We start from the raw sequence: 22978 nt of genomic DNA on the forward strand, positions 1-22978 counted from the left end.
GCCAAGCCAAGCCATGCGCCGTGCCCGCCAGTGGATGACCCGGTTGATGACATCGCCCGTCCCGCTGCTATGGTTGCGCGCGAAACCGATCAGCCTGTTGCCGGAGTGTCCATGCGTTTTTCCGCCCCCGTCCTCGCCTTCACCGTGCCGTTCCTGATGGGAGGCTGCACGACTGCGGGGCCGGCGGATACGGCGCGTTCCATCGCACCAATCCTGACGACGGAACAGGCGCGCGACGAATTTACCTATGCGCAGCCGACCGAGGCGCGCGTCACGCATGTCGCGCTCGACCTCGATCTCGATTTCGAGGCGCGCCGGGTGCAGGGCACCGCCACGCTCGACGTTACCGCCGCTCCGGGTGCGGACGAGATCGTCCTCGATTCGAACGGGCTGCTGATCGGCGGGATCACCGATGGCAGGGGCAATGCCCTTGGCTACACCATCGGCGAAAGCGTGCCCGACAAGGGGGAGCCGATCATCGTCGAGCTGGGCGATTCGGGCGGCGCTTCGTCTCGGAAAATCGTCATTTCCTACGCCAGCGGGCCAGACGCGCCGGCGCTCCAGTGGCTCGATCCCGAACAGACGGCGGGCGGCGAATATCCGTTCGTCTTCAGCCAGGGGCAGGCGATCCTCAACCGCAGCTGGATCCCGACGCAGGATTCGCCCGGCATCCGCCAGACCTGGGAAGCGCGCATCACCGCGCCCAGGCCGCTCACGGTAGTCATGTCGGGTATCCGGCAGGGCCAGCCCACGGACGTGGGCGGGGGGCGCCGCGCCTTCGAATTCGCGATGGACAACAACATCCCGCCCTATCTGATAGCGGTCGCCGCCGGCAATCTGGAGTTCGCCGATCTCGGCCCGCGCTCGGGCGTCTGGGCGGAACCGGAAGTGCTGCCCGCCGCGCGGCAGGAGCTGGGCGATACGGAGCAGCTGATCGAGGCGGGCGAAAGTCTGTTCGGCGATTATCGCTGGGGCCGCTACGACATGATCGTGCTGCCTCCCTCCTTCCCCTATGGCGGGATGGAAAATCCCACGCTGACCTTCCTCACCCCCACCTTCATCGCCGGGGACCGGTCGAACAACGGCCTGATCGCGCACGAACTGGCGCATAGCTGGTCGGGCAACCTCACCACCTACGCCACCTGGCGCGACGGCTGGCTGAACGAGGGCGTCACCTCCTATATCGAGAGCCGGATCACCGAAGAGGTCTATGGCAAGCCGCGTGCCGAACAGGAATACGCACTGAGCTACGCCGCCCTCGCGAACGCGGTGGAGGAAAACGGCGCCGACAATCCCAACACGGCCATGCGTTCCCCCGCCGCGATCAGCCCCTTCGACACCGTCGGAGAGGCGATCTACGACAAGGGCACGGTCTTCCTGCGCACGGTCGAGAATATCGTCGGCCGCGAGCGGTTCGACGCCTGGCTGACGCAGTGGTTCGATGCCCACGCCTTCCAGCCCGTGACCAGCGAGATGTTCCTCGCGGACATGCGCGCCAACCTGATCGATGGCGATTCCGATCTCGAAGACCGGCTGATGCTCGACGAGTGGGTCTACGGCACCGGCATCCCGTCCAATGCCTGGCAACCCGAGGCGACGGCGTTCGCGGCGGTGGACGATGCCGTGGCGGCTTACGCCCGGGCCGGTACGCTGCCGGCCACGCGGACCTGGGAAGGCTGGACCGCTGCCGAGCAGCGCCGGTTCCTGGAAGAACTGCCCGAAGATCTGGACGATACCGACCTGGCCGCGATGGACCGGCAGCTCGGCCTGTCGCGAAGCGGCAATAACGAGGTGCTGTTCCTCTGGCTGCAGGCGGCCTTGCGCAACGAATACGATCCCGCCGTCCCGCAGGCCGAGGCGTTCCTCGCCCGCGTCGGCCGCAACAAGTTCGTGGAGCCGCTATTCAGGGCGCTGTGGGCGACGGGCGACTGGGGCCGCCCCGTCGCCACGCGCATCTATGCCCGGACGCGCGGCGGTTATCACAGCTTCACGCGCGGGCGCGTGGACGCGGTTCTCGGCTACGAGGGGGCGGGAGGCTGACGGGCGCGGCACGCGCCGGCCATCACGCGGCGGCAGCGTCGTCCAGCACGCGGTAGCCGATCGGCTTGAACGTCCCGCCATTGCTGGCATAGGCCGAGCACGCCGTAAGGCCGATCACCAGGTCCATGCGCGCCCGCAGGCGCAGCACGTCGCCCGCCTTCGACACCGGCGGATCGACGCTGATCCGCCCGCTCGAACCGTCGACAGGTACGTTCATGAACACGTTGAACGCGCACGGAATATCGTCCTCCGCGATCCCGTAGGGCGCCAGCGCTTCGGCCAGGTTGCCGAAGCAGCCGCGATGGATCGGCCTATCGGGATAGAAATGGCGGAAGGTATCCTCGCTGCACGGCGTCAGCAGGAAATCGTGGCAGCCGACATCGTCGCGCACGATGTCCAGCATGGGATTGGAGCGATTGGACCATAGCGTGTTCCCCGCGCTCAGCTTCAGCGTCTCCTCGTAATCGAAGGTCCGCCCGTTGGAAATGACCTCGCGCACGTCCGCCGCATTGTAGGCGAGCAGGTCGGAAACCTGGCAGCCGTCCACGTCGATAACCTCCAGCGTCGCGCCTTGCGCCAGGCGAAAGGCGGTGCCGGAACGCGGCGCGATCACGGTCATGTCGCGGTCTTGGGAAATCAGTCCGCCCTCTTGTCGCTGAAGGGCGGCGACCAGTCGTCCTCGACCTGCCGCCCGCTGTACTGGCGCGCCTCGCTGTCCTCGCCGTGGCGGGCGAGCATCGGGTTGACATCACCGGCGAGCTTCACGTCGCGCGACAGGATCGCCTCGCGCATCCGCTCGTAGCGGCCCTCCATCCTCAGCTTCTCGAACTGGTCGTGCAGGTTGAACACCAGCGTGGGCCGCGCGAAGCGGCGCGCCGGGCGCGAGGCGTGGGGGTGCAGTCCGACCACGAAGAATCCCTCGCCGCCGAAGCTGAGCGAGAAATGCGGGCTGCCCGGGTCCGCGCTCACTCGCTCGTCATAAGGCTGGCCGCGCCAGTGATCCTTGTCGGCGAGCGACTGGATGCGTTCCCACATCGCGCTTTCGAACTGCGTCTCGGACAGGTCGCGCGGCCCTTCGAACACCACGGCCAGGCTACGCAGCCCCTCCGGCTCCGCGCGCCAGGCGTGCGCCCATTCGAGCAGGTCGTCATGGATCGCCACGTCGTTCCACGCGCTCGTGATATCGCGTGCGGTGACGACCTTCAGCGTGCCCCTGGCGAGCGCCGATTTGGCACCGACGCAGGGAAAACCGCCATCGGCGATCCATTCCTCCAGCTCGGCGCGCAGTTCCCCCCGTTCCGCTTGGGCATTCAGCATGGAGGATGCTCCGCCACCGGGTGCGGCTCGGGCGCGATGTCGGGCAGGGGCACGCCGGTGCGCGGCGCGCCCGCCGGCCCGCGCCCCATCGTCCAGTTGTTCTGCATCCTGACCTTGGGGTTGGGCGCGCACCAGAACTCGCCATTGGCATCGAGCGCGGTGACCCAGATCAGGTGATGTTCCGGGCCGTAGTCGATGACCGCCACCGCCTGCCCCTTGCCGCGATCGGTTATGGTGACGGGGAGGGTGGGGTTGAGCTGGGTGAACATTGCGGTCGGTGCCTCTCTCCTGCCTCTCAACAAGACTCCGCGACGCGACTGGTTCCGCCTGATTAATGTTACCCGCCTCGGCTGTGTCCGGCGGTTTTCGTATTGCCAAACGCGTGCGGCAACCCCCATCTAGGACGAGGATGCTGCGCCAGTACGAACTTGTGGAACGGGTCAAGGAATACGACCCCGATGCCGACGAGGCGCTGCTCAACCGTGCCTATGTCTATACCGTTCAGAAGCACGGCAGCCAGAAGCGCGCGAGCGGCGATCCGTATTTCAGCCACCCGGTAGAGGTCGCCGGGTTGATGACCGACCTGAAGCTCGACCAGGAAACCATCGTCACCGCCCTGCTGCACGACACGGTGGAGGACACGCTCGCCACGATAGACGATGTGCGCACCCATTTCGGAGACGAGGTGGCAAGGCTGGTGGACGGCGTCACCAAGCTGTCCAAGATCGAGCAGATGCCGGAAGATCAGCGCGCGGCGGAAAACCTGCGCAAGTTCCTGCTGGCGATGAGCGAGGATCTGCGCGTGCTGCTGGTCAAGCTGGCGGACCGGCTGCACAACATGCGCACGCTCGGCTACATCCGCGATCCCGAGAAAAGGAAGCGCATCGCGCGCGAGACGCTGGAGATCTACGCCCCGCTGGCGGAGCGCGTGGGCATGTACGAATACATGCGCGAGATGCAGCTGCTCGCCTTCGAGCAGATCGAGCCGGAAGCCTATCGCACTATCACCAACCGGCTGGAACAGCTGCGCCAGTCCGATGCCGGCCAGGTCGACCGCATCGCGCTCGACATCAAGCAGGCGCTGGCCGCGGCCGGGGTCGAGGTGGAGGTGTGGGGGCGCGAGAAACACCCCTATTCGATCTGGCGCAAGATGGCGGAGCGCCATGTCAGCTTCGAACAGGTCAGCGACATCATGGCCTTCCGCGTGCTGACCGACAGCGCCCAGGATTGCTACCGCGCGCTGGGCGTGCTGCACCAGGCGTTCCAGTTCGTGCCGGGACGGTTCAAGGATTACATCTCCACCCCGAAGATGAACGGCTACAAGAGCCTCCACACCACCTTGTTCTACGATCAGTCGATGCGGGTGGAGGTGCAGATCCGCACGCGTGAGATGCACCGCACCAACGGCTTCGGCCTCGCCGCGCACTGGGCCTACAAGCAGGGCGGTCGGCACGATGGCGAGGTCGGCTGGCTGCGCGACCTGATCGAGATCGTCGATGCCAGCCACAACGCCGAAGAGCTGCTGGAACATACCAAGCTGGCGATCTACCAGGATCGCATCTTCGCCTTTACCCCCAAGGGATCGCTGTTCCAGCTGCCCAAGGGTTCGACCGCGGTGGATTTCGCCTTCGCCGTGCATACCGATCTGGGGGCGCAGACGGTCGGCGCGAAGATCAACGGGCGGCACATGCCGCTGCGCACGCCGCTGGGCAATGGCGACGTGGTGGAAATCATCAAGGGCAAGAACGCCGAACCGCAACTGTCGTGGCTCGGCTTCGTCGTCACCGGCAAGGCGCGTGCCGCCATTCGTCGCTTCGTGCGCGCGCGCGAACGGGCGGAGATCGCCGGCATCGGGCGCAAGCTGTTCGACGAGATCGCCGAACGCCTGCCCGCCAAGGTCGGCAAGAAGGCCATCGCCAAGGCTGTCGAACGACTGGGGATGGACGATACAGAAGACCTCATGTTCGCCATCGGCAGCGCCAAGCTGTCGGACCGGGAGGTGATGGAGGCGGTGGTTCCCGGCAGCACCTCTGATCTGCCGGCGGAACCCGCGCAGGGGCGGGCCATCTCCATCAAGGGGCTGACGCCGGGCATGGGCTTCACGCTGGCGCAATGCTGCCACCCGGTGCCGGGCGACCGCATCGTCGGCCTGCGCCGGCCGGGGGACGCGGTGGAAGTCCACGCGATCGACTGTTTCGAACTGGCGAACGGCGTCGATGCGGACTGGGTCGACCTGTCCTGGGGCCAGCGCTCGCAGGGCGCGGTCGGTCGGCTGAACGTCGTGCTCTACCACCGCCCCGGCACGCTCGCCGACATGGCGGCTGTCTTCGCCAAGAACAACGCCAACGTCATCGGCCTGGACCTGACCCAGCGCGACGATCCCTTCCATACCTATCGCATCGATCTGGAGGTGCAGGACCTGGCGCATCTCACCCGCATCCTCAGCGCGCTGCGGGCCAGCGACGCCGTGGCGCAGGCCGAGCGGGTCTGAACGCTTTCCTACATGCGGGCAGGCGGATTACCGCGGGCGGCGTTCTTTCCCATTGTCGAGACCCGGCCCGGCCGTTTTTTCATCGTCCGCGGTGTCAACTTCGCTTTTCGGCGACAGGCTGTTGATAGATCAGGGAAATCCGGTTCCCAAGCCGGTTGACACGGTGTCAACTTCGTCTGCTTCGGCGGATCACTCTGGCGCGGTGCGCCGGATCGGCACCTGCACCGAACACAGGTCCGCGCCGCCTGCCGGAACGGTGTAGAAGCTGTCGTCGCGGTTGGCGCGCACCGCCACGTACCGCGCGAAGCTGTCGCTCGTGGTATCGAGATATTCGAAGGCGGGCGGCTCGGCCATGTCGCTGGCGAGGCGCACGGACACGATCGGCGTGCGAAGGTCCGCCTCCTCCTCGGTGTAGAAGCCCAGTTCGCCATGCCCGCGCGGCAGGCTGGCAAGGTGTTCCATCCCCTCGATCACCCGGCCCACGACCGCGAGATTGCGATCCATGTGCCGCTGCGGCTGTCCGATGATCGCGTAGAGTTCGGCCCCGGTGCCGGTATCGGGCGCGACATTCCGGCCCACACCGATATAGCCGTAGCAGTGGACCGGCCAGATCACGCTGGAATGCGGGGTCATCGTTCCGGCGAAGGGAATGCCGCCGAGAAATCCCGCATAGTCCCGCGGTCCCGGCCCGCGAAACACCGGGAAACCGTCGACCATCGCGGGCGAGGGGCGGTCCGGATCGACCTGGAAGGCGTAGGGAACATCGGGGGGCAGGGCATCGCCGCGAAGTCCGCTCTCATAGGACGCATTCGGGGATTCCACCCCGTCGGGCAGCGGCTTTTCCTCGGTCGCGTCGCCCCACTGCGCGACGTAGTTGTCCTGCACCCGGTTCACGCTCGTCCCGTCCCACCAGTGCGCGCGGGCGAGCGTACGGATGTTCTCCACCCAGGGCTGGCTGAAGGGCTGGGGCATCAGCTGGATGATCACGCGGCGAGGATTGCCCCGCGCATCGGGCGCAAGGTCCATCACCAGCAGATCCTGCGCGGGAATGGCGTTCCATTCCTTCTGCGCGGCGGCCTCCACCACCGATCCGGGGGTGACGTAGTCCGGTTCCTTCTGCGCGGCGGCGGGGGCGGCTGCGGCGATGATGGCGAGCGCGCAAAGCGCGAAGAGAGGTTTCATGCGCCGCACTTTGCCACGGGGAGCGGCAAATGCAATTCGCAAGGTTGCCGTGCCCGTGCGTCAGTCGCCGCTGCCGTCCAGCCGCACCTCGCGTTCGCGCGGCATGAAGGCGGGGCCGGGCTCGTTGCCGAAGCCGGCATCCATTTCCATGGCGGCGGCGAGCAGCTTCTCCCGCAGGCGGCAGTGCATCGACCAGCCGATCTTCGGATCCCTGGCCCAGACGCAGGCCCGCACGATCATGGAACGGTCGGTATGGTCGATGACCTCGAGCTTGGCATCGTCCTTGTTGATGATGTCATCGTCCTCGGCGACGATAGCGTCGAATTTCTCGCGCAGCGCGGCGACGTCGGCGCGGTGGTCAAGGTGGATCGGCACGCGCTTGATGAGGGCGGGATCCTGCTTGGTCCAGTTCTCGAAGCTGGAGCCGACGAACTCGGCAACCGGTGCCATGACCCGCCGTTCGTCCCATGTCCTGAGGCGCAGATGGGTGAAGCCGATCTTCTCGACGTAGCACCACTGGCCTTCATACTCGACGGCGTCGCCGATCCGCGCGGTCTTGGCGAAGGCGATCTGGAGCGAGGCCATGACATCGCCCAGCACCTTGCGCGCTGCGAAGGCGATGACGAGGCCGAGGACGCCCGCCCCCGCCAGCAGCGAGAAGCCGAGTGTCTGCGTCAGGTCGCTCTGCACCAGCACGATGCCGAGGCCCGCCAGCATGATCAGCACGATCATGACCCGCCGCACCGCCGAAGCCTGGGTGTAGAAATCACGGCTGTCCTCGTTTTCCGGCGCTTCGATCTCCTGGACGTTGCGATCCGTCGCGACGTCGAGCAGCGCCTCGATCACGGCGAGCACGATGGCGCCGATGGCGACCACCACCAGCGTCAGCTGAACCGGGCCGAGCACCCCGTCCACCGGCCCGGTGAAGTTGAACAGCCAGGTGCGCATGACCGCGAAACTGCCCGCCAGCGCCAGCAGTGCCGCGGGGATCTGCACGGCACGCAGGATCGCGGCGACGAAGCTGTCCTTCTCGTCGAAGCGCCGCTTCATCCGCTCGATCGCCTTGTAGGTCATGATCGAGGCGACGAAGGCGAGCAGCAGCACCAGCGGGATGGCAATGACCTCCCACCAGGCCAGCGTCCAGAAGGCCTGCCGCCGCAGCCATGTCGGGAGCGCCTGCTCGAACCGGGTTGGCCCGTAGCGGGCGTAGAGTTCGGGCAGGTTGCCGACCGACTGGCGGCTGAACACCCATACCGGCTCGCCGCCCTGCGGGCGCACCCGGGCGATGCTGATCGGCACGGAACGCCGGCCGAGATCGAGGCGGGCGAGGGTGATGTGGCGGCGTTCGGTGCCGGCCATCGGATCCTTGTCGCTGGCGATGGTATCGACGGCGTCGGGGCGGTCGGGCAGACCGGCCCAGTCGAGCGCGATGGAGCGATGGACGATCTCGTACATCATCGCGGCAAGGTTTTCCGCCTCGCGCGATTGCTCCTCCGGATCGAGATTGCTCATGTCGAGCGCGGTGGCGGCCCGCCGCCATTCATGCGCCTCCGCGGCGGCGAGGAAGCTTTCCATCAGCGCCTGCGGCGTATCGAGTTCGAGCGGCTCGCCCTCCACGCCGAGGCCGGAGTTCAGGGTCTCCACCTGGTAGACATAGGGCTCGGAGGCGTTGGGCACCTCGTCGTCGCCCTGCGCCACGGCGGGCGCGGCAAGCGTGGTGAGGCAGAGCGCGATGAGCGCGGCGAAGCGTCTGACAAGCAAATCCATCCCGACATCATACGCACCAGCCCGCCTGCGGGTCCGGAAACGCGGTCAGCCGGCCATGTCTTCCAGCGCGTGCATGTCCGCGTCGGAAAGCCCGAAATGGTGGCCGATCTCGTGAATGACCACGTGCGCGACGAGGTGTTCGAGCGTCTCGTCGCCGCGTTCGGCCCACTCGTCGAGAATCGGCCGGCGAAACAGGCGGATGCGGTCGGGCATGGTGCCCGAATGCTCGATGCTACGCTCGGTCAGCGGCAGGCCTTCGTAAACCCCGGTCAGTCCGAAGGCATCGTCGATGCCCAATTGCGCGAGCAGGGCGCGATCGGCGAAATCCTCGACCTGCAGGATCACCTCGCCCAGGTGCCGGGCGAATTGATCGGGCAGGCGCGCCAGGGTGCGGCAGGCCATCGCCTCCAATTCGGAGGCGGTCGGGGGCAGTCCGACGGTGCGGTCCATGAAGGCGAATGTAGGAGGGCGCGCGGCATCTGTCATCACTGCCTTGCCACGGTCGGGAACGAAGGCTAGGGGCACGCCTCTGCCCGATCAGGCATGCGGAGCGGTGGCCGAGTGGTCGAAGGCGCACGCCTGGAAAGTGTGTATACGGTAACCCCGTATCGAGGGTTCGAATCCCTCCCGCTCCGCCATCCACGCTGCATCGCCGTAATCAGGTCTTGCCGGTCGCGTGGCGCCCCTGCCCGGAGCATCCGGGTTCTCGATGCGTTGCCGGGGTTGGCGCCAGAAGCCCCCGATCAGGTAGAGGAGTTTTCATGCTCACGACAGACAACGCGGTCGCCAATTCGGGAACCTTCGCGCTCGGAAGTCGCACCGTTCATCGGATGGGTTACGGCGCCATGCAACTGGCCGGACCTCACGTTTTCGGACCTCCCGAAGATCGCGAAGGCGCGATGGCCGTGCTGCGCGAAGCTGTCGCGCTCGGCATCGATCATATCGATACGAGCGATTTTTACGGTCCGCACCATACCAACCGCGTGATCCGCGAGGCGCTGTCCCCTTTCCCGGACAGGCTGACGATCGTGACCAAGCTTGGCGCGCGCCGTGATGATGCGGGCGCCTGGCTGCCGGCGATGGAGCCGGACGAACTCGTCGACGCGGTGGAAAGCAACTGCGATAACCTCGGGATCGAGCGGGTCGAGATCGCGAATTTGCGCCTCATGTTCGGCGAGGGGGATTCCGGACCCGCACCCGGCGACGTTCGGCCCCTGCTCGATCCGCTCGTCGAACTGAAGGAGCGTGGCCGCATTGGTGCACTCGGCATCAGCAACGCCCTTCCCGAACAGGTCGAGACTGCGCGTTCGATGACAGAAATCGCCTGTGTGTAGAACATGTACAACCTCGCCAATCGGGGCGACGACGAGCTGATCGATCACCTCGCAGGGGAAGGCATTGCCTATGTCCCGTTCTTCCCTCTCGGCGGGTACGATAGCCTGCAATCGGACACGCTCGACAACGTTGCCGCCGATGTCGACGCAACGCCCATGCAGGTCGCGCTTGCCTGGTTGCTGCAACGCTCGCCCAATATCCTTCTCATTCCCGGCACGAGTTCGGTGACGCATTTGCGAGAGAACGTCGCAGCGGCAAACCTGCGTCTTCCCGCGGAGGCGATTGCGACACTGGACCGGATAGGAACTTGATCGGCTCCTTGCCGCGTATTGGGTTCCGATCGTCAGAAGCGCTGCCTGAAGCAAGCAGCCGCTCCGTTAGAGATCCGCGTTCGCTGGCGCATGGCACGGTGTCCAAGACGTAGTCGAAGGCGAGATCCTAGGAACCCGTGACGCGGACAGTGCGTAAGGTAATCATGAAACATCAAGGCTTACGCAGCGGTCGAGGCGGGCGCAGAGCCATCTCGATCCTGGGACATCCCGTCTTTCCGGCCTTGGCGAGCGTGCCGCTCGTATGCTTCGCCGGAGCCCTCCTTACCGACATCGTTTACGCGCAATCGCCTTACATGCAGTGGACGAACTTCTCCGCCTGGCTCATCACGGCCGGCCTCGTGTTCGCGCTGTTCGCGGCGATCGTCGCGATCATCGATTTCTTCCGTAATCCGAAAGGCGGCCTCGCCGTCGCGCATATCGTGCTGGTTTTCGGGGCATACGTGATCGAACTGTTCAATATCTTCGTTCACAGCCGCGACGCCTACACTTCCGTCGTGCCCACCGGCCTCACGCTGTCGGTCGTGGCGGTTGCGCTGCTGCTTGTCGGCAACTGTCTCGGCGCCTTTCTGAGTGGACGGTACTACGCGAGGAGCGAGGCATGAAGAACCGTTTACTGCTTGGCCTCGCGAGCGGCCTGCTGGTCGCGTCTTGCGGCAGCAGCGGCACGTTCGACAAATCTTCGCAGATCGGTGCCGATCCGGTCTTGCCCGAAGCCGAGCAATATCTCGTTCCACCGTTCAAGGTGGCCGAGGTCGTTGGCTGGGAGGAAGGCGAAGCTCCGGTTGCTCCGGCTGGATTCGAAGTGCGTGCTTTCGCCAGCAATCTGGGGGGACCGCGTCAGATGCTTCCCCTGGACAATGGCGATGTGCTCGTCGTCGAGACGAAGGGGCCGGGCCTTGAAGATCCGCTTCGTCCGAAGGATTTCATGATGGGGTGGGCGATGTCGATGGCTCACGGGTCGAGCGGTGGAGAGGCGCCGCCGACCAACCAGATAACCCTGCTGCGCGATGCGGATGGCAACGGCATTCCGGAAATGCGCTCTGTCCTGGTTGACGATCTGTTCTCGCCCTTCGGCATCGCCTATGCCGACGGCACTCTTTACGTCGCCAACACCGACGCGATCGTGACCTATCCGTTCTCGCCCGGACAGACGCACATCACCGCACCGCCCCATGTGCTGACCCAATTGCCGGGCGGGCCGATCGATCACCACTGGACGAAGGATCTGGCGCTGGGACCGGACGGTACCAAGCTGTTCGCCAGCGTGGGCTCGAACAGCAACATCACGGAGAATGGCAAAGAAGCGGAAAAGGGCCGCGCGGCAATCTGGGAAATCGACCGGCAAACGGGGGCCGCTCGCGAATTCGCTACCGGTTTGCGCAATCCGAACGGGCTGACGTTCTACCCCGGTTCGGATACGCTGTGGACGGTTGTCAACGAACGCGACGAGCTCGGTCCGAACCTCGTTCCCGACTATATGACGTCCGTACGGCCCGGTGGCTTCTATGGCTGGCCCTACAGTTATTACGGTCAGCACGTCGACCGCCGGGTGCAGCCGCAGCGTCCTGACCTCGTGGCGAGGGCGATCAAGCCCGATTACGCGCTCAGCAGTCATGTCGCGCCGCTCGGCCTGACATTCTACACCGGCGGCAGTTTCCCGGAAGCCTACGAGGGTGGCGCGTTCATCGGCGAACACGGCAGTTGGGACCGCGACCATTTCAACGGCTACAAGGTGGTATTCGTCCCCTTCGCCGACGATGGCAAACCCAACGGGATGGCGCAGGATTTCCTTACCGGCTTCCTTACTGGCGATGGCTCCACTCACGGCAGACCCGTCGGCGTTGCGGTCGATCGCACCGGGGCCTTGCTCGTCGCCGACGATGCGGGCGGGACGGTCTGGCGAGTGACCCCGCGGGGTCGCACGGGCGGAGGGAACAATCCCGCGCAGGATCGCTCCTGACAGGACTGTCCGGAAACCAAAGGCTGAACGCTTTGGCGGATGTCCGAACGCTCCGCGATATCGGCAAGGGCGCGACGATAAAGGCAAATTCGCTGGCGCGGTGATACGCTTCGCGAGTATGGAGCGTCATGGACGCACAATTGCTGGCGATCTGCCTGCTGACCGCCGGAATACACCTGATCGGAACACTGGCCTACGGCGCCCGCATCGCCGGCGTGCGGACCGGTCGTATCGCCATGAGTTTCGCGCTTTTCAACATCCTCGTGCTGGTATCGCGCACTTCAAACGGTTTTCTCGGCCCGTTCCTCGCCAAACGGATCGAAACGCGGCTCGCCGTAGGGGGCGGGGAGGCACTTGCAGGGGACTTCAGGCTCGTCCTGCTGTCGGCATCGATCGCTGTAGCGGTCGGCGTTCTAGCCGTTCCGACAGCACAGCGCCTGTTCGTAAGCGCGATAGGCCATTTCCAGGTCAATCGGTCGACCGGTCGTCTTCTGATGCGTTTGGCAACACCGAGCGGATTGCGACGGGTGCGCCAGTCCGTTGCTTTGCCGACGCGGGCGCACTGGCGCGGATTTCTCCGGTCCCCCGGCGTGGGCTGGGGTGTCCTGACCGCGAACTGTCTGGCGCAGGCCTTGCTGACTGTGGGTGTGCTGGCCTCGCTTTACGCAGGTTATCTAAACCCGGAATTCCGGGTAACCGCGGCTCAGCTTTCCGCCATAGTCAATGGCGTTGCGACGATCCTGCTCTTTGCTCTGATCGACCCGCAGCTTTCCGTGATCACCGACGATGCGGCAGGAGGTCAGGTTTCGCAGGCCGATTTCCGCCGGACCATCACCGCCATTTCGTTGAGCCGGCTGGCCGGTACGATCCTGGCACAGGCGTTGTTCCTCCCCGCCGCCATGCTGGTGGCGGTGGTCGCCAACATGATCTGATCAAGCGGCGTCAGTTCGGTCTGTTCGATAGCAGACGATAGCCCCACGCCGGCAGCGTTATGTGATCCCGGGACGCAAGGTTCACCTCTTCGCCGCTGGCAAAATCGCGATAGGTGCCGGCTGCGTGAGCATCGAGGAGCATCGCGTCCACCGGCTCGGCGGAAAGATTGAACAGACCGACGACCTTGTTGTCCCCTTCCTGCCTGACCCATGCGAACAGCTGCCGCGGCTTGTCGCTCACCACCTGGCTTATGCGCGCCCCCCAGCGACCGTTCTCGAGCGCCGGATTGGCCTTTCGAAAGTCGATCAGCCTCGCAAGCAGGTCGCCATAGGCGCAATCGTCTCCCTGGCTCCAGTCGATTGGATCTTTCTCGAAGAATTCCAGTCGTTTGGCGTTGCAAGCTTCCATGCCGTTATAGATGAGGGGTAGCCCCTCGTTGGTGAAGCTGAGAGCCGTCATCGCACCCAGCGCGGGACCGAAATTCTCGTACATGGTGCCTTCCCAGGCATTGCTGTCGTGGTTGGCGATGTAGGTCATTCGCATGGCGCTGGCGGGCCAGGCGCTCTCGTTCTCGGCGTAATATCCATAGAGCGCGGTCGCATCCGCCTCTCCGGCCGCGATCTGCTTGATAGTCTGGTGCCATTCCCACGCGTAGACCGCATCGAAAGCCTTGCGGACCATCTCGGAAGATTTCCATTCGGCCAGCATGAAGACCGGCTTGATCGCTTCCAGCCGTTCGCGTTCGGTCTCCCAGAAGTCGAGCGGGACGTATCCCGCCACGTCAGCGCGGTATCCGTCTACATCGAATTTGCGCACCCAGTATTCCATCGCCTCCCCGACATGCTGGCGCACACCCGGTTTGGACCAGTCGAGATCGATGATGTCCGACCAGTCCCACCAGGGAGTCGGGCGGAAGTCGCCTTTCCAGTCCTTCTCGTACCAGTCGGGATGATCGTAGCGCAGCTCGTTGTCCCAGGCGGTATGATTGGCGACGAGATCGAGGATGACGTGAAATCCCTGGGCGTGCGCAGCGTCGATGAAGGTCTTCAGATCCTGTTCGGTGCCCAGTTCCGGGTTTACCGCGAAATAGTCGCGCACCGAATACGGGCTTCCCAACGTGCCCTTGCGGTTCTCCTCCCCGATGGGATGGATCGGCATGAGCCATAGGATGTCGACGCCAAGCGCCTTCAGTCGGGGCAGTTCCCGCTGGGCTGCGGCGAAGGTTCCTTCAGGTGTGAACTGGCGAGTGTTGATCTGATAGAGCACTGCGTCGCGCGACCAGGCGGGATTTTCGATGGTTGCGTAGGGTCGGGGTTGCCACGGATCGGCGTCCTGTGCGGCGGTGGGGACGAGGGGTAGGTAAAGGGCAGCGAGGGTCAGGGCGAGAGCGAACTTAGGCAAGAGCGGTCTCCGTGGGGGTCGAGGGCAGGGCAGCCGCGACGCGAAGCATGGCGCCGGCCGCGATCAGGAAGGTGACGGCGGCGAACAGCATCGTCCACACCGGCTCGCCCGGGAAGAAGGCCTGCATGATCGATCCCATCACCGTTGCCACCAGCAGCTGCGGCACGACGACGAAGATGTTGAACAGGCCCATGTAGATGCCGAGCTTGGCTTGCGGCAGGTTGCTGGCGAGAATGGCGTAGGGCATGGCGAGAATGCTTGCCCAGGCTATGCCGATTCCGATCTCTGCCACGAGCAGCACCTGCGCATCCCGTACGAAGAAGAACATCAGGAAGCCGACCGCGCCGGCAGTGAGGCAGATGGAATGCGTCGCTACCTGCCCGAAGCGACGGCTCATGGCGGGCAGCAAGGCGAGGGCGGCAATGGCGGCGATGCCGTTATAGACCGTGAACAGCACGTTCACCCAGTTCGCGCCCTCGTTATAGGCAATGCTCGTCGTATCGGTGCTGCCGAAGACGTACTGGGTTACGACGGGCGTGGTGTTGATCCACATGATGAACAACGCCGACCAGCTGAAGAACTGCACGACGGCGAGACGCTTCATCACCTCCGGCATGCCGGAGAAATCGCCGACGATGCTCGAGAGCATGTTGGCCGCCTTCCCCCGCCGGGCCAGTGCGATCGCAACCGCGCTCAGCACTCCGTAGAGCGCCAAGAGCGCGCCGAGAAGAAGCACTTCCTTTTCGAGGTCGAGCAGACCTACGAGCAGCGCGACAACGGCGCCCAGCACTATCCAGGCGCCGCTCGATAGGTAGGATTTTTCCGCCAGCATCGACGCCGGCGGCGCTTCGGCAACCTTGCCGTCTCCGGCCGCGAACGCGGCCTGTTCGTCCGGGCTGTATTCGCGGGTCGTCACCACCGTCCAGACGACCGCAGCCAGGAGCGCGACCGATCCGGCCCAGAAACTCCAGCGCACGGTATCGGGGATGCCACCGCCGGGTGCCACGTTGGCGATGCCGAGATGTTCGAGCACGAAGGGAAATATCGACCCGACCACCGCGCCGGTGCCGATGAACGCGGTCTGCACCGCATAACCGGCGGCGTGCTGATCGGTGCGCAGCATGTCCCCCACGAAGGCGCGGAACGGCTCCATCGAAATGTTGAGCGAGGCGTCTAGCACCCACAGCATCGCGGCGGCAAAGATCAGCGGCGCGCCGAACGCAGGTGAGAGCGGCATCACGAACAGGGCGACGGCTGCGAGAACCGCGCCTGTCAGGATATAGGGGCGACGCCGCCCAAGCCGGTTCCAGGTACGATCGGACAGATGACCGATGACCGGCTGTACCAGCAGCCCGGTGAGCGGGGCCGCGACCCAGAGCGCCGGGAGGTCGTCCATGCTGGCGCCCAGGGTCTGGAAGACGCGGCTCATGTTCGCGTTCTGCAGGGCGAAGCCGATCTGGATGCCGAAGAAGCCGAAACTGATGTTCCAAAGGCCCCAGAAGCCCTGGCGCGGCTTTTCCATTATGGTCGTCCTTTCCCGAACGGCCGGACGAACTTGGTGCCGCCCTTGCCGTGCGCGTGACGGGTCGCATGAAAATACGCCGTCCGCCAACATGTATACGAATGTATCGCGCCCGGACGGGCGTTGTCAGGCGACGGTGCTGCCGCGCACGATAAGGCGCGTCGGCAGGCGGTTGTCGGGTCGGTCGCGTTCTTCGATCTGCGCCATCAGAGTTTCGAGCAGGCGCTCCCCGGCGCCCTTGATATCCTGCATGATCGTGGTGAGCGGCGGGCTGGTGAGACTGGCGGCGGGTATATCGTCGAAACCGACCACCGCCACGTCGTCGGGCACGCTGCGACCGGCTTCCGCCAATGCGCGCAGCGCTCCTATGGCGATGAGGTCGCTCGCGGCGAATATCGCGTCGAACACCTTGCCCGACGCCAGCAGACGGCAAACCGCATCGTAGCCTGCTTCTTCCGTGGTTATCGCATCCATGCGCAGGGCGGGATCGGCATCGATGCCCGCTTTCCCCATCGCCTCCACCAGCCCGCGATAGCGTCCGTCGAATTCCGGACAGTCCTCCCCCACTTCGCCGATGAAGGCGATGTCGCGCCGGCCGAGACCGGCAAGATGCTCGCCTGCCTGCCGCCCGGCCCCGACATTGTCCGAACCCACCGTCGGCCCCCAGAGGTCGCGGCTGACCGAACCCCAGCGGGCGTAATGCGTGCCGTGATCCTCCAGTTCCGCGAGGCGCGCGGTATAGGCGGTGTAGTCGCCATAGCCGAGTAGGATGAGGCCGTCCGCCCGGTGACTGTCCTGATAGCGAGCGTGCCAGTCATCCTCCATCTTCTGAAAGGAAATCAGCAGGTCCAGCCCGCGATTGGCGCAGGCGCGGGTGATGGACCCCAGCATGGCCAGGAAGAACGGGTTTATCATGCTGTCGTCGGGCGTCGGATCCTCGAAGAACAGCAGCGCGATGGTGTTCGATCGCTGAGAGCGCAGCGAAGACGCGTTCTTGTCGACCGTATAGTTGAGTTCATCGGCGATCTTGCGGATACGCAAGCGCGTCGCCTCGGACACGGACCTGTCTCCGCGCAGCGCCCTGCTGACCGTCGGCTGAGAAACGCCGGCAAGATAAGCAATGTCGAAACTGGTTGGCTTGCCAGTTGGTGGACGTCCCATGAACCTGATCCCAGCGATCCGTCTCCCTTGCGGACCTGACGAGGATGCTACCCCATGCATGCCGATAAGAAAACCACGGCGAAAGGGGGTGGGCCGAGTGTGTCCGCAAGGATACAGCGACAAGCGTCATGACATCACCTCTTGCCCTTTCCGATCGGGCGCGGACCCATGTGCGCACCTTCGGCAGCGAGCAACAACCCGTCCTCGTGGTCGACGACGTGCTGGCGGACCTGTCCCTGGTTCGGGGAATCGCTGCCAGGCACAGCTTCCGACCCATCGGACCGCACTATCCGGGAATCCGCGCGGCCGTTTCCGAAAGGGTGGTCATGCCACTCGCCGATCCCCTGACGGCACTGCTGACAGAAATCTTCGCGCTCGATCGCGCGCCGCATTACGCCGAATGCTTCCTTTCCGTCGTCACCAAGGGGGGCGGAGATCTCGCGCCGATTCAGCGTCTGCCGCATTTCGATGGAACCGAACGGGGCCGGATTGCCGTGCTTCTCTACCTGGGCGATACCGAGACGCACGGTACCGGCTTCTATCGCCAGCGGTCCACCGGCTTCGAAAGCGTCACGGCCGATCGGTTCGCCGCTTACGAGAAGGCCCTGCGCGATGGTGTTGCCGAACATGGCTTGCCGGTCGGTTATATCGGCGAAGGCAATGCCCTGTTCGACCGTATATTCGCGGTCCGGGGACGCGCGAACCGCCTGATCGCCTATCGCGGGAACACCTTGCATTGCGCCGCGCTGCCCGAAGGATTTGCGCCCGACGCCGACCCGCGCCGCGGGCGTTTGACACTCAACCTGTTCCTGTCCGCCTGACACGCCCGCGGGGCGTTGCCCGAATGTCACATCGGTGTTGCGCGCCAACCTTTGTGTATACGTATGCTTTCTTCCCAACCCCGCAAACCCGGCGCACACGGTATGGCAGGCGCACCGGACCGACAGCGATCGGCCCCGGCGCCGATGGGAACAGGATGTACCGGAACCAGGCCCGCGTGCCCGTCCGGTCGGGATTGGGACAGACCTTATGAAAACTCGCTCCATGCTTCGCGCCGGCACCAGCACCGCCGCCTTCGTGCTCGCAACGGTGACGCTGACCGCGCCGACGCTGGCGCAGGAGGCGTCCATCGACCCCAACGACACCACCGTATCCGAAGATGATCCAGGCGATCCGCAGAGCGAGGCGATCGTCGTCACCGGTTTCCGCCAGGCGCTGGAAACCGCGATAAACACCAAGCGCGAGGCATCGGTCATCGTCGAGGCGTTCAGCGCCGAGGACATCGGCAAGCTGCCCGACATCTCCATCGCGGAGACGCTGGGACGGCTGCCGGGCCTCGCAGTCCAGCGTATCGACGGACGCGCGCAAAGCCTGTCGATCCGCGGCCTGGGGCCCGATTATTCGACCTCGCTGCTCAACGGCCGCCAGCTTGTCTCTTCCGGTGACAACCGCGCCGTGGAATATGACCAGTATCCGTCCGAACTGATCGACAGCGGCGTCGTCTACAAGACACCCTATGCCGGCCTCATCGGGCAGGGGCTGGCTGGCACGGTCGACCTGCGCACGATCCGTCCGCTGGCGAAGAACGAACAGATCATCAATGTCAGTGGCCGCCTCGAATTCAACGAGGACGGTTCGCTCAATCCCGATATCGATGGCTGGGGCTGGCGTGCGACGGGCACCTATGTCGACCAGTTTGCGGACGATACGCTCGGCGTGGCGATGGGCGTCGCCTACCAGTCCAGCCCGACGCAGGTGGAGCGCTTCAATTCATGGGGCTATCCGCAGCTTTCCGATGGTGACGTGGCCGGCGGCGTGGCCCCCGCCGGCAGCGCCGGAACCACCGTGCTCGGCGGCATGAAGCCCTACGCCCGATCGGTCGAGCTCAACCGCTTGGGGGTATTCGGCACGCTGGAATGGCAGCCGAGCCTGGCGCTCAACACCACGCTCGATGTCTTCTATGCGGACTATCGCGAGAAGATTCCGCAACGCGGCATCGAATTTCCGCTCAATCCCGGTTGGGGCGCGACCGACCGCGTGACCGAAGTGAGCGATCCGGGCCAGTTCGCGCAGAGTGCGACCTTTGCCGGCGTGCAACCGGTGGTCCGCAACGACTTCGACCGCAAGGATACCGAGACCTTCGCGATCGGCTGGAACACCAAGTACGAAAACGACGCGGTGCTTCTCGATTTCGACGTGGCCTATTCGAGCGCGGATCGGCGGCTTCAGCAGATTGAGAGCTATTCCGGACTCAGTTATGCAGCGAGCGGTTCGGTATCCGATACCGTCACCTACAACCGCCAGTCGAGCGGCTTCCCATTCCAGTTCTCGAACACGATCGACTATTCCGACACCAACCTCATCCAGCTCACCGATCCGCGCGGGTGGGGCGCGAACGGTATCGTCCAGGCCGGTTTCATCAACGACACGGCGACCGAAGACGAGTTGTGGACCGCGAAGGCCGAAGCCGCCTTCCCGGTGCGCGATGCCTTCATCGGCCAGGTGGTACTCGGTTTCGCCTATGACGACCGTACGAAATCGCGCGATATCACGCAGAACTTCCTGAGCCTGGCCGGCGGTCCTTCGGTCTATGCCGGACAGGGTGCCGTTACCCGCCTGCCCATTCCGGACGACGCCCTGCTCGATCCGACCGCGGCGCTCGGCTTCCTCGGGCTGGGGCCGCAGGTCGCCTACGATCCCTTCGTTCTGCTGGAAGACGGCACCTACGTCCTGACCGACGTGCAGAGTTCGGATTTGCCCTTTCCGGGCGACTGGACGGTGAACGAGAAGGTCTACACGGGCTATGCCCGGCTGGACATCGACGCGATGCTCGGGCGGATGCCGGTAACGGGCAATGTCGGTGTGCAGTTCGTCCATACCGATCAGAGCTCGACCGGCTTCAGTTCGCCCGGCGGCATCGGGGCGACGCGCATCCCGACCGAAGGCGGCGACACTTATCTGGATATCCTGCCCAGTGCGACGCTGAATTTCGAGGTGGGACCGGACACGATCGTGCGTCTCGGCGCGGCGCGCACGCTGGCCCGTCCCCGGATGGACCAGCTCAACGCCTCGTCCAACGCCTCCATCGGCAATCAGCCGCAAGGCTCGCTCGCGTCGATCTTCAGCGGCGGCGGCGGCAATCCGGAACTGCGGCCCTACATCGCCGACAGCGTGGACCTATCGGCCGAGCACTACTTCGCCAACGACGGCTACATCGCGCTGGCGACCTATTACAAATGGCTCGATGACTTCGTGAACCCGAATGCTTCGGTCCTGCGTGATTTCAGCTATCTGGTACCTTCGCTGACCGGCGCACAGCTTGACGCTTTCCGTGCCAGCGGCGGGCAGACGCTGGGCTTCGTGAGCGGGCCGGATAATGGCGCGTCCGGTCACATCTTCGGGGTCGAGGCGAGCCTCGCCCTGCCGCTCTCGGTCCTGGCCAGCACGTTCGATGGCTTCGGCTTCCAGACGAGCGTTTCCTTCACCGACAGCAACCTGACGGTCACTCCGCCCAGCGGCGATCCGTTCGATACCGACGTGCCGGGCCTGTCGAAATGGGTGGTCAACTCGACCGTCTTCTATGAAAATTCAGGCTTCGAAGCGCGCCTCAGCCATCGCTACCGAACCGAATTTCTCGCCGAATTCATCGGCATTTCGGCCAGCCGGACCTTCCGCGAGACGCGCCCCGAATCGATCTTCGACGCCCAGATCGGCTACCGCTGGGAAAGTGGCCCGCTCGACGGGCTGGGCATAACCCTCCAGGCGCTGAACCTGACGGACGAACCGTTCATCAGCTTCCAGAACGGCGACGAGGAGCAGATCATCGATTACGAGCGCTACGGTCGCACCTACCTGATCGGGGCGTCCTACCGCTTCTGACAGGGCGGACCGGCGGGAGGCCTTGCTCCTCCCTGAAAAAATGGGGTTTCCCGCCGGTCCTGTCTCGCCCCGCTCACCCGCTTCGCTATGGTTGCGGGCAGGACGTGGAAGGACAGCGCGATGACCGACAGGCCCATCACCCGATACTGCATCGCCGGCGGGGGAACCGCCGGCTGGATGGCGGCCGCCGCGCTCGCCCGCTTTCTGCCCGGCGGCCACACGGTCGAACTGGTCGAGAGCGAAGCGATCGGTACGGTCGGCGTGGGTGAAGCGACCATTCCGCAAATTCACCTGTTCAACGGCGCGCTGGGGCTCGATGAGGCCGAGTTCCTGCGCGAGACGAAGGGGAGCATCAAGCTCGGCATCGAGTTCGACGGCTGGCTCCGCGAGGGAGCGGCGTACATGCACGCTTTCGGCAATATCGGCCGGAGCGCGGGCCTGCTGCCGTTCCAGCACTACTGGTTGCGCGCGCACGCGCTTGGCTTCGCCAAACCACTCCAGCGCTACTCGCTCAACGAACTGGCGGGGCGCACCATGCGGATGCAGCGCGGGAAAACCGCGGGAGGGCAGGAGATGCCCTACGCCTACCATTTCGATGCCGCTTTATATGCGCGTTACCTGCGACGCTTCGCCGAGGAGCGCGGCGTGACCAGGTACGAGGGACGGATCGAACAGGTCGAACGCGCCGGGCAGAGCGGGGATATCTCCGCGCTCCTACTTGACGGCGACAGGCGGATCGAAGCCGATTTTTTCATCGACTGCACCGGTTTTCGCGGTCTGCTGATCGAAGGCGCACTGGAAACGGGCTTCGAGGATTGGAGCGACTGGCTTCCCTGCGACCGCGCGCTGGCCGTGGCGTGCGAGGGCGGCGGTGATTTCACCCCCTATACCCGCTCGATCGCGCGACCCGCGGGTTGGCAGTGGCGCATTCCCTTGCAGCACCGGCTGGGCAACGGACTGGTCTACTGCTCCGCCCAGTGGTCCGACGATGAAGCCGCCGAGACGCTGCTGGCCAATCTCGACGGTGCGCCGCAGACCGATCCGCGTCCGATCCGCTTCACTACCGGCACGCGCCGCCGTCACTGGAACCGCAATTGTCTCGCGCTGGGGCTGGCGGCGGGGTTCATGGAGCCGCTCGAATCGACCAGCATTCATCTCGTGCAGAGTGCCATCAGCCGCTTCCTCGCGGTTCTGCCCCACGCCGCGCCCGATCCGGCGATCGTCGGCTGGTTCAACCAGCAGGCGCGGTTCGAATGGGAGCGCATTCGCGATTTCCTCATCCTGCATTACACTGCGAACGACCGTGTGGGGCAGCCTTTCTGGGATCAGGTTCGCACCATGATCCCGCCCGATACCCTGACCGCCAAACTCGACCAGTGGCGCGCCACCGGTTTCATTCACCGTGAGCACGAGGAACTGTTCACGGACGTCGGATGGTTTCAGGTGCTGGTGGGGCAGGGCGTCGCCGCGCGCGGATACAATCGGCTGGCCGACGCCATGCCCGAAGACGACCTTCGCCGCTTTCTCGGCGAAACCGAACGGGCGCTGATCGAGCAGGTCAAGCCGATGCCGCGCCATCTCGACTTCCTGCGCGATTGCATCGCACGGTCCGAGCGGCAGGGAGTGGACGCGTGAGCGCATTGCGATGCCTTGCCGCC

The 22978-nt window shown here is 64.9% G+C and carries 19 protein-coding genes and 1 tRNA gene; 11 read left to right on the top strand and 9 right to left on the bottom strand.

Translation table 11 applies throughout. From position 1 onward, the window contains the following. Nucleotides 1-69: 69 nt before the first annotated feature. Complete coding sequence (locus EG799_RS11910; RefSeq protein ID WP_234029142.1) at nt 70-2040, top strand: M1 family metallopeptidase; 1971 nt, start codon at nt 70-72, stop codon at nt 2038-2040. 22 nt (nt 2041-2062) lie between these two features. Here EG799_RS11910 and EG799_RS11915 read toward each other — a convergent pair whose 3' ends face one another. From EG799_RS11915 to EG799_RS11925, 3 genes are read right to left on the bottom strand one after another with little or no spacing between them, the layout of a single operon-like run. Then, entirely contained in the window at nt 2063-2659 is a 597-nt protein-coding gene (locus EG799_RS11915; protein ID WP_123881481.1) for a DUF1989 domain-containing protein, read from the bottom strand. A gap of 17 nt (nt 2660-2676) precedes the next feature. Next, nucleotides 2677-3357, bottom strand: a complete 681-nt coding sequence (gene gntA, locus EG799_RS11920; RefSeq protein WP_123881483.1) for a guanitoxin biosynthesis heme-dependent pre-guanitoxin N-hydroxylase GntA — start codon at nt 3355-3357, stop codon at nt 2677-2679. Continuing rightward, nucleotides 3351-3626, bottom strand: a complete 276-nt coding sequence (locus EG799_RS11925) for a hypothetical protein (protein WP_234029143.1) — start codon at nt 3624-3626, stop codon at nt 3351-3353. Before EG799_RS11925 ends, gntA begins: the two co-directional genes overlap by 7 nt. 140 nt (nt 3627-3766) lie before the next feature. On the opposite strand from EG799_RS11925, the gene EG799_RS11930 reads away from it, so the two are divergent. Then, complete coding sequence (locus EG799_RS11930; RefSeq protein ID WP_123881485.1) at nt 3767-5848, top strand: RelA/SpoT family protein; 2082 nt, start codon at nt 3767-3769, stop codon at nt 5846-5848. 189 nt (nt 5849-6037) lie between these two features. Here EG799_RS11930 and EG799_RS11935 read toward each other — a convergent pair whose 3' ends face one another. From EG799_RS11935 to EG799_RS11945, 3 genes are read right to left on the bottom strand one after another with little or no spacing between them, the layout of a single operon-like run. Beyond that, nucleotides 6038-7030 carry a peptidylprolyl isomerase gene (locus EG799_RS11935; RefSeq protein ID WP_123881487.1) on the bottom strand — a complete coding sequence of 331 codons (993 nt, stop codon included), beginning with the start codon at nt 7028-7030 and terminating at the stop codon, nt 6038-6040. Between the two features lie 60 nt (nt 7031-7090). Continuing rightward, nucleotides 7091-8797 carry a mechanosensitive ion channel family protein gene (locus EG799_RS11940; RefSeq protein WP_123881489.1) on the bottom strand — a complete coding sequence of 569 codons (1707 nt, stop codon included), beginning with the start codon at nt 8795-8797 and terminating at the stop codon, nt 7091-7093. 45 nt (nt 8798-8842) lie between these two features. Then, nucleotides 8843-9247, bottom strand: a complete 405-nt coding sequence (locus tag EG799_RS11945) for a metallopeptidase family protein (protein WP_123881491.1) — start codon at nt 9245-9247, stop codon at nt 8843-8845. A 97-nt stretch (nt 9248-9344) separates the two neighbouring features. Between EG799_RS11945 and EG799_RS11950 the strand changes: the two genes are divergently transcribed. The 6 genes from EG799_RS11950 (at nt 9345) to EG799_RS11970 (ending at nt 13356) form a co-directional block, all read left to right on the top strand. Then, nucleotides 9345-9435, top strand: a tRNA-Ser gene (locus EG799_RS11950). Nucleotides 9436-9558: 123 nt separating this feature from the next. Beyond that, complete coding sequence (locus EG799_RS14335; protein ID WP_325051114.1) at nt 9559-10131, top strand: aldo/keto reductase; 573 nt, start codon at nt 9559-9561, stop codon at nt 10129-10131. A 3-nt stretch (nt 10132-10134) separates the two neighbouring features. Next, a complete protein-coding gene (locus tag EG799_RS14340; protein ID WP_325051115.1) occupies nt 10135-10443 on the top strand; it encodes an aldo/keto reductase in 309 nt (102 codons plus the stop codon). Nucleotides 10444-10607: 164 nt separating this feature from the next. Further along, nucleotides 10608-11066 carry a DUF2231 domain-containing protein gene (locus EG799_RS11960; RefSeq protein WP_123881493.1) on the top strand — a complete coding sequence of 153 codons (459 nt, stop codon included), beginning with the start codon at nt 10608-10610 and terminating at the stop codon, nt 11064-11066. Further along, on the top strand, nt 11063-12424 hold the full coding sequence (locus tag EG799_RS11965; protein WP_123881496.1) for a PQQ-dependent sugar dehydrogenase: 1362 nt from the start codon (nt 11063-11065) through the stop codon (nt 12422-12424). The genes EG799_RS11960 and EG799_RS11965 overlap by 4 nt, the downstream gene beginning before the upstream one ends. A 128-nt stretch (nt 12425-12552) precedes the next feature. Next, nucleotides 12553-13356 carry a lipid II flippase Amj family protein gene (locus EG799_RS11970; RefSeq protein WP_123881499.1) on the top strand — a complete coding sequence of 268 codons (804 nt, stop codon included), beginning with the start codon at nt 12553-12555 and terminating at the stop codon, nt 13354-13356. A gap of 10 nt (nt 13357-13366) precedes the next feature. On the opposite strand, the gene EG799_RS11975 is transcribed toward EG799_RS11970, so the two are convergent. From EG799_RS11975 to EG799_RS11985, 3 genes are all read right to left on the bottom strand, one after another. Then, on the bottom strand, nt 13367-14758 hold the full coding sequence (locus EG799_RS11975; RefSeq protein WP_123881502.1) for an alpha-amylase family glycosyl hydrolase: 1392 nt from the start codon (nt 14756-14758) through the stop codon (nt 13367-13369). After that, the gene (locus EG799_RS11980) at nt 14751-16280 is read right to left on the bottom strand and encodes an MFS transporter (RefSeq protein ID WP_123881505.1); all 1530 of its coding nucleotides are present in this window, start codon (nt 16278-16280) and stop codon (nt 14751-14753) included. The genes EG799_RS11975 and EG799_RS11980 overlap by 8 nt, the downstream gene beginning before the upstream one ends. 126 nt (nt 16281-16406) lie before the next feature. After that, nucleotides 16407-17441: a LacI family DNA-binding transcriptional regulator gene (locus EG799_RS11985; RefSeq protein WP_123881508.1), complete on the bottom strand. Its 1035-nt coding sequence runs from the start codon at nt 17439-17441 to the stop codon at nt 16407-16409. 128 nt (nt 17442-17569) lie between these two features. Between EG799_RS11985 and EG799_RS11990 the strand changes: the two genes are divergently transcribed. The 3 genes from EG799_RS11990 to EG799_RS12000 all read left to right on the top strand — a co-directional run bounded on the left by EG799_RS11990 (nt 17570) and on the right by EG799_RS12000 (nt 22955). After that, nucleotides 17570-18262 (top strand): DUF6445 family protein, encoded by a 693-nt coding sequence (locus tag EG799_RS11990; RefSeq protein WP_123881511.1) that lies wholly within the window; start codon nt 17570-17572, stop codon nt 18260-18262. Between the two features lie 208 nt (nt 18263-18470). Next, entirely contained in the window at nt 18471-21320 is a 2850-nt protein-coding gene (locus EG799_RS11995; protein ID WP_123881514.1) for a TonB-dependent receptor, read from the top strand. A 120-nt stretch (nt 21321-21440) separates the two neighbouring features. Continuing rightward, nucleotides 21441-22955 carry a tryptophan halogenase family protein gene (locus EG799_RS12000; RefSeq protein WP_123881517.1) on the top strand — a complete coding sequence of 505 codons (1515 nt, stop codon included), beginning with the start codon at nt 21441-21443 and terminating at the stop codon, nt 22953-22955. The last annotated feature ends 23 nt before the right edge of the window (nt 22956-22978 follow it).

It is taken from the genome of Aurantiacibacter spongiae (genome assembly GCF_003815535.1).
GTDB classification, from domain to species: domain Bacteria; phylum Pseudomonadota; class Alphaproteobacteria; order Sphingomonadales; family Sphingomonadaceae; genus Alteraurantiacibacter; species Alteraurantiacibacter spongiae.

Excerpts from the sequence above, each read along its gene's own strand:
- EG799_RS14335 (WP_325051114.1), top strand. The coding sequence starts at position 9,559 with ATGCTCACGACAGACAACGCGGTCGCCAATTCGGGAACCTTCGCGCTC.
- gntA (WP_123881483.1), bottom strand. The coding sequence starts at position 3,357 with ATGCTGAATGCCCAAGCGGAACGGGGGGAACTGCGCGCCGAGCTGGAG.
- EG799_RS11970 (WP_123881499.1), top strand. The coding sequence starts at position 12,553 with ATGGACGCACAATTGCTGGCGATCTGCCTGCTGACCGCCGGAATACAC.
- EG799_RS11960 (WP_123881493.1), top strand. The coding sequence starts at position 10,608 with ATGAAACATCAAGGCTTACGCAGCGGTCGAGGCGGGCGCAGAGCCATC.
- EG799_RS11940 (WP_123881489.1), bottom strand. The coding sequence starts at position 8,797 with ATGGATTTGCTTGTCAGACGCTTCGCCGCGCTCATCGCGCTCTGCCTC.
- EG799_RS11915 (WP_123881481.1), bottom strand. The coding sequence starts at position 2,659 with ATGACCGTGATCGCGCCGCGTTCCGGCACCGCCTTTCGCCTGGCGCAA.
- EG799_RS11925 (WP_234029143.1), bottom strand. The coding sequence starts at position 3,626 with ATGTTCACCCAGCTCAACCCCACCCTCCCCGTCACCATAACCGATCGC.
- EG799_RS11965 (WP_123881496.1), top strand. The coding sequence starts at position 11,063 with ATGAAGAACCGTTTACTGCTTGGCCTCGCGAGCGGCCTGCTGGTCGCG.
- EG799_RS14340 (WP_325051115.1), top strand. The coding sequence starts at position 10,135 with ATGTACAACCTCGCCAATCGGGGCGACGACGAGCTGATCGATCACCTC.
- EG799_RS11995 (WP_123881514.1), top strand. The coding sequence starts at position 18,471 with ATGAAAACTCGCTCCATGCTTCGCGCCGGCACCAGCACCGCCGCCTTC.
- EG799_RS11985 (WP_123881508.1), bottom strand. The coding sequence starts at position 17,441 with ATGGGACGTCCACCAACTGGCAAGCCAACCAGTTTCGACATTGCTTAT.
- EG799_RS11990 (WP_123881511.1), top strand. The coding sequence starts at position 17,570 with ATGACATCACCTCTTGCCCTTTCCGATCGGGCGCGGACCCATGTGCGC.
- EG799_RS12000 (WP_123881517.1), top strand. The coding sequence starts at position 21,441 with ATGACCGACAGGCCCATCACCCGATACTGCATCGCCGGCGGGGGAACC.
- EG799_RS11910 (WP_234029142.1), top strand. The coding sequence starts at position 70 with ATGGTTGCGCGCGAAACCGATCAGCCTGTTGCCGGAGTGTCCATGCGT.
- EG799_RS11935 (WP_123881487.1), bottom strand. The coding sequence starts at position 7,030 with ATGAAACCTCTCTTCGCGCTTTGCGCGCTCGCCATCATCGCCGCAGCC.
- EG799_RS11945 (WP_123881491.1), bottom strand. The coding sequence starts at position 9,247 with ATGGACCGCACCGTCGGACTGCCCCCGACCGCCTCCGAATTGGAGGCG.
- EG799_RS11980 (WP_123881505.1), bottom strand. The coding sequence starts at position 16,280 with ATGGAAAAGCCGCGCCAGGGCTTCTGGGGCCTTTGGAACATCAGTTTC.
- EG799_RS11930 (WP_123881485.1), top strand. The coding sequence starts at position 3,767 with ATGCTGCGCCAGTACGAACTTGTGGAACGGGTCAAGGAATACGACCCC.